Below are 4,971 nucleotides of genomic sequence, written 5' to 3'. Positions count from 1 at the left end.
GTCCCGCGCGGCGGGCCGGCCGGGGTGACCTTCTCCCAGGTGACCACGACGGACGGATCGCTGATCACCATCGCCACGTTCCGCGGCCCCGTGCAGTACGCGCTGCACAACGGCAGCGACGACCCGGGACCGCTGGCCGGCCCGGTCAAGGCCGGCCCGAAGGTAACAGGAACGGAGCGCGAACGGCTGCTCGCCGCGTTCAACAGCGGGTTCAAGCTCGACGCGCTGGCCGGCGGCTACGAGCAGGAGGGCCACGTGGTCCGGGCGCTGCGCCAGGGCCTGGCCAGCCTGGTGATCGACACGTCAGGCCAGGCGTCGGTCGGCGTCTGGGGCCGCGGCCTGCCCGTCAAGGGCGAGGCCGTCTACAGCGTCAGGCAGAACCTCTGGGCGCTCGTCGCGAACGGCAAGCCGACCACGGAATCGGCCCTGTGGTGGCGCTGGGGCGGCACGCTCGGGCACGCCGAGTACGTGGCGCGCTCCGCGCTCGGCGAGAACGCGGCCGGCGAGCTGATGTACGCGGCGAGCATGTCCACCACGCCCGCCGACCTGGCCGAGGCCTTGACCGGCAGCGGAGCGCGGAGCGCCATGGAACTCGACATCAACCCCGAGTGGGTGCAGCTGGACACCGCGTCCCGGCCGGGCGGCCCGCTCAGCCCGGGGGTGCCCGGCCAGCACCGCCCCGCGAGTCAGTACCTCACCGGCTGGACGCGGGACTTCATCACCGTCCTCACCCCAGCGCCGTGACCGCCGCCACGGTCAGCTCCGTGAGGCTGCCAAGTACCAGCCGCGCTGCAGCGAGCGCGTCCGGCGCCGGCGGATACTCCGGCCGCGGCACCGCGATGACCGCCATGCCCGCCGCCGCGGCCGAGCGCAGCCCGTTGGAGGAGTCCTCCACCGCCGCGCACGACCCCGGATCAACACCCAGCAACCGCGCCACCGTCAGGTACACGTCCGGCGCGGGCTTGCCGCGCGCCTCTTCCTCGGTGGACCGCACCGCCGCGAACGACGACCGCAGCCCGGACGCGTCGAGCACCACGGCGATCAGCGACCGGGGCGAGGAACTCGCCAGCCCTAGCGTGAACCGCGCGCCAAGAAGGCGGACCGCCTCCACCGCCCCGGGCAGCAACGGCAGGTGCGACCGGTACCGCGCGGCCATCGCCTCGATCACCACCTCCGCGACCCGCGGGGGCGGCAGCCGCACCCCGAGGTCCGCGACCAGGTAGGCCGACCACTCGGCGGTGCTCATCCCCATCATCTGGGGCTGCGCGTCCGGCGACCAGTGCCCGCCGTGCGCGACGACGACCTCCCGGCGGACCTCCTCCCACACCGGCTCGGAGTCGATGAGCACCCCGTCCAGGTCGAACACGACCGCCTCGATCAACGCCGCCTCCTCGAAGAAACCACGGGCTCGAAGAGACACCACGGGCCCGTTCGGGATAAAAGATCGGGATAAAAGATTAAGACGCCTCAGCCGAGGATGAGCGCGAGCTGGCGAGACTGGGCAACCAGCGTGCCAGCCGAATCCCAGACCTCGAAATCCTCCTCGTGATAGCCGCCGCCGACGTAGCTCGTCCACGTCCGGCAGGCCAGCCAGCCGGGCGCCGGGCGGGCGCGCAGGTGCACGGTGAGCTCGACGGTGGTGGACGCGATGCCGAGCTCCAGCACCGCGGGGGGCGCCGCGTCGACGATCAGCGGCAGGGCCAGCAGGTCCGCGGGCCGGCCGTCGCGGAACCGCATCCAGAATTCATACTGCGGGTCCCCGGTCGGCTGCCCGGTCAGCCAGCCGGGCGCGGACGGGATCCGGTAGTCGAAGTGGCCGGCGATCGAGACGCCGCGCACCGGGCCAGGCTCGAAGCCGAAGCACTCCTCAGGCGGCGGCAGGGCAGGCGCGGCGCCGGCCGAGAACGCGTGACCGCCCGGCCGCGCGGCGGCCTGCGCGAGGTCGGTGAACGCGGCGGTGGTGCGGAGCACCTGCTTGCCGTCCCGCCACAGGGCGGCCTCGCCGAACGCGGTCGTCTTGCCGGCCCTGATCACCTCGGTGCTTACCCGGGCCGGCCCCGGCGAGCCGGGCCGCAGGTAGAAGCCGGAGATGACGAGCGGGTCAGGGAACGGCAGCACGCGCGCCAGCGCGCGGGTGCACAGCGCGAGCATGAAGCCGCCGTTGACGCCGGGCACGCCGCTCCAGGTTTCGCCGAGGCTCCCCTCGAACTCGGGCCCTTCCCCGGACAGCCGCGTGTCCGCGTCGAACTCGAACTCGCCCACTTAAGGCAGCGTCAGGATCTCGTGGCCGTCCTCGGTAACCAGGACGGTGTGCTCGAACTGGGCGGTCCGCTTGCGGTCCCGCGTGACCGCGGTCCACCCGTCCGGCCAGATGTCGTACTTGATCGTGCCGAGGGTGAGCATGGGCTCGATGGTGAACGTCATGCCCGTTTCCATCATCACGTCGTTGTCCGGGTCGTCGTAGTGCGGCACGACCAGGCCGGAGTGGAACGTGGTGCCGATGCCGTGCCCGGTGAAGTCGCGGACCACGCCGTACCCGAAGCGGCGCGCGTAGGACTCGATGACGCGGCCGACGGCGTTCAGCGGCCGGCCGGGGGCCACGGCGCGGATGCCGCGCATCATGGCCTCGTGCGTGCGCTCGACCAGCAACCGGGATTCCTCGGCCACGTCACCGGCCAGGAACGTCGCGTTGGTGTCCCCGTGCACCCCGCCGATGAACGCTGTTATGTCGACATTGACGATGTCGCCGTCCTTCACGACCGTGTCATCGGGGATGCCGTGGCAGATGACCTCGTTCAGCGAGGTGCACAGCGACTTGGGGTAGCCGCGGTAACCCAGCGTGGACGGGTACGCCCCGCGGGCGACGAGGAAGTCGTGCCCGACCTGATCCAGGTAGTCGGTCGTGACGCCGGGCCGGACGTTGCGGCCCACCTCTTCCAGCGCCTGGGCGGCGAGCCGGCAGGCCACCCGCATCCGCGCGATCGTGTCGGCGTCCTTGACGTCGGGCTCGCCGAGCGTGGGCTGCTTCTTGCCCACGTACTCGGGGCGGGCGATGTTCGCGGGGACCTGCCGGATCGGGGAGAGCCGGCCCGGGTGGAGCAAAGTGGCCATGTTCTGGGAGTCTAATGTGCATGACTACCGCACAGCAGCAATGGTGGTTCTGCACGAGGCACAACACGGTTGAGGGGCCGGACACCGACTGTCCTGGCAAGGACCTGCTCGGCCCGTATGCGACCAGAGAAGAGGCCGCTAACGCCCTGGAGAAGGTGAAAGAGCGCAACGAGGAGTGGGACGCGCAGGAATAGCCGGAATGGCGGGACCAGCCGGATCGGCGACGTCTCTTTCCGCGCCCGCCCGGAAGTAGGCTAGACCTCGTGAGCAAAGACTTGCCGCCCGCCGCAGAAGCGCGGATGGCCGAGATCAGGCGCAGTGGCACCTGGGGCTCGGCGCTCACGTCCGACGAGTTCGCCGCGATCAAGTCCGCCGGCTTCGAGGCGACCGGCCAGGTGCTCGGCGCGGCCGTCTACAACATCGGCTACACCGGCGGCTACGGCTGCCCGGGCGCGTGGGGCAGCTACGGGTACACCTGGGGGTCGTCTCCCATGGGCGCGCGGACCCAGGTGTCGAGCCGGGGCGGCTACGGGTCGTTCGGGCCGCTGGTGCAGACGATGTACGAGGCGCGGCGCACCGCCATCAACCGGATGGTGGAGGAGTGCACGGAACTCGGCGGCCACGGCGTCGTCGGCGTCCGGCTGACGATCGGGCCGTTCCCGTCCGGCGGGCTGGAGTTCAAGGCGATCGGCACCGCGGTGCGCGCGCCGGGCGCGCCGCCGCTCCGCCACCCGTTCACCTCCGACCTGTCCGGCCAGGACTTCGCGAAGCTGGTGCACAAGGGCTGGATGCCCGCCGGGCTGGTGCTCGGCATCTCGGTCGCGGCGCGGCACGACGACTGGCTGACCCGCGGCCAGACCCGGTGGGGCGCCGGGAACGCCGAGGTCACCGGCTACACCGAGCTGGTCAACGACGCGCGGCACGACGCGCGGACGCAGCTGGCCGCCGAAGTCAAGCGGCTCGGCGCGCAGGGCGTGGTGGTCGCCGACATGAACTTCCACGTGCGCGAGCGCGAGTGCCCGGCTCAAGAGGGCGGCCGCGATCATGTGGTTGAGGCGATCAACGTCGGTACCGCGATCGTCCGCTTTTCAGATCATGCGGAACGTAAGGGGCCCTCTCCGCTGGCCATCATGTCTCTCGACCCGCAGCGACGCCAGGCGGCGCGGATCGATATCGGCGCGAACAGAAACGCCTAACGGAAGATGAGGACGTCATGACCGACCAGCAGACCAGTGACCTTGGGGTGGCGGGCGTCCCGCAGGACGCCATCAAGCGGCTCGCCGAACTGCAGCCGGGCAAGGCAGGGTCGATCTTCACCTCCGACCTGTCGGTGAACGAGTTCCTGCTGGTGCGCGAGGCCGGGTTCCGGCCGCTCGGCCTGGTGCTCGGCTCGTCGATCTACCACGTGGGGCTGCAGGTCGGCCGCTGGGGCCGCAACCAGGAGCTGGACGTGCTGTCGCAGGCGATGTACCACGCGCGGGAGCTGGCCATGTCCCGGATGGAGGCCGAGGCGGACGCGCTGAAGGCCGACGGCATCGTCGGCGTGCGGCTGGACGTGGAGATGAAGGAGTTCGGCGCGGACATCGCGGAGTTCATCGCCGTGGGCACGGCGGTGAAGGCCGAGCCGGACGCGGGCGGCGGCGGCGTGAGCAACTGGCGGAACAACAAGAAGCAGCCGTTCACCTCCGACCTGTCCGGCCAGGACTTCTGGACGCTGATCCGGGCGGGCTACGCGCCGCTGGGCATGGTGATGGGCTCGTGCGTGTACCACATCGCGCACCAGCGGATGGGCGCCAAGATCGGCAACATCGGGCGCAACGTCGAGATCGAGCAGTTCACCCAGGCGCTGTACGACGCGCG

7 protein-coding genes are annotated in these 4,971 nt (G+C 71.1%); 4 read left to right on the top strand and 3 right to left on the bottom strand.

The genetic code is table 11. From position 1 onward, the window contains the following. A partial coding sequence (locus WA805_RS30490) for a hypothetical protein (protein ID WP_425244054.1) occupies positions 1–744 on the top strand: 744 nt, incomplete at its 5' end. On the opposite strand, the gene WA805_RS30485 is transcribed toward WA805_RS30490, so the two are convergent. The 3 genes from WA805_RS30485 to map form a co-directional block, all read right to left on the bottom strand. Then, positions 728–1,381 carry an HAD family hydrolase gene (locus WA805_RS30485; protein WP_422324665.1) on the bottom strand — a complete coding sequence of 218 codons (654 nt, stop codon included), beginning with the start codon at positions 1,379–1,381 and terminating at the stop codon, positions 728–730. The two genes, WA805_RS30490 and WA805_RS30485, sit on opposite strands and share 17 nt — an antisense overlap. Positions 1,382–1,467: 86 nt before the next feature. Then, positions 1,468–2,262, bottom strand: a complete 795-nt coding sequence (locus WA805_RS30480) for a thioesterase family protein (protein ID WP_425244053.1) — start codon at positions 2,260–2,262, stop codon at positions 1,468–1,470. After that, positions 2,263–3,111 (bottom strand): type I methionyl aminopeptidase, encoded by an 849-nt coding sequence (gene map / locus WA805_RS30475; protein ID WP_422276116.1) that lies wholly within the window; start codon positions 3,109–3,111, stop codon positions 2,263–2,265. It lies immediately after the preceding gene. Between the two features lie 20 nt (positions 3,112–3,131). Between map and WA805_RS30470 the strand changes: the two genes are divergently transcribed. The 3 genes from WA805_RS30470 to WA805_RS30460 form a co-directional block, all read left to right on the top strand. Next, positions 3,132–3,305 (top strand): hypothetical protein, encoded by a 174-nt coding sequence (locus tag WA805_RS30470; RefSeq protein WP_422276114.1) that lies wholly within the window; start codon positions 3,132–3,134, stop codon positions 3,303–3,305. A gap of 69 nt (positions 3,306–3,374) precedes the next feature. Next, the gene (locus WA805_RS30465; RefSeq protein WP_422327174.1) at positions 3,375–4,307 is read left to right on the top strand and encodes a heavy metal-binding domain-containing protein; all 933 of its coding nucleotides are present in this window, start codon (positions 3,375–3,377) and stop codon (positions 4,305–4,307) included. A 17-nt stretch (positions 4,308–4,324) separates the two neighbouring features. Then, positions 4,325–4,971, top strand: a 647-nt coding sequence (locus WA805_RS30460; RefSeq protein ID WP_425244052.1) for a YbjQ family protein, incomplete at its 3' end; no start/stop codon positions are given.

The organism is Trebonia sp., from assembly GCF_049794275.1.
In the GTDB taxonomy this organism is placed as follows: domain Bacteria; phylum Actinomycetota; class Actinomycetes; order Streptosporangiales; family Streptosporangiaceae; genus Trebonia.
This window is presented reverse-complemented; position numbering and strand designations above follow the sequence as displayed.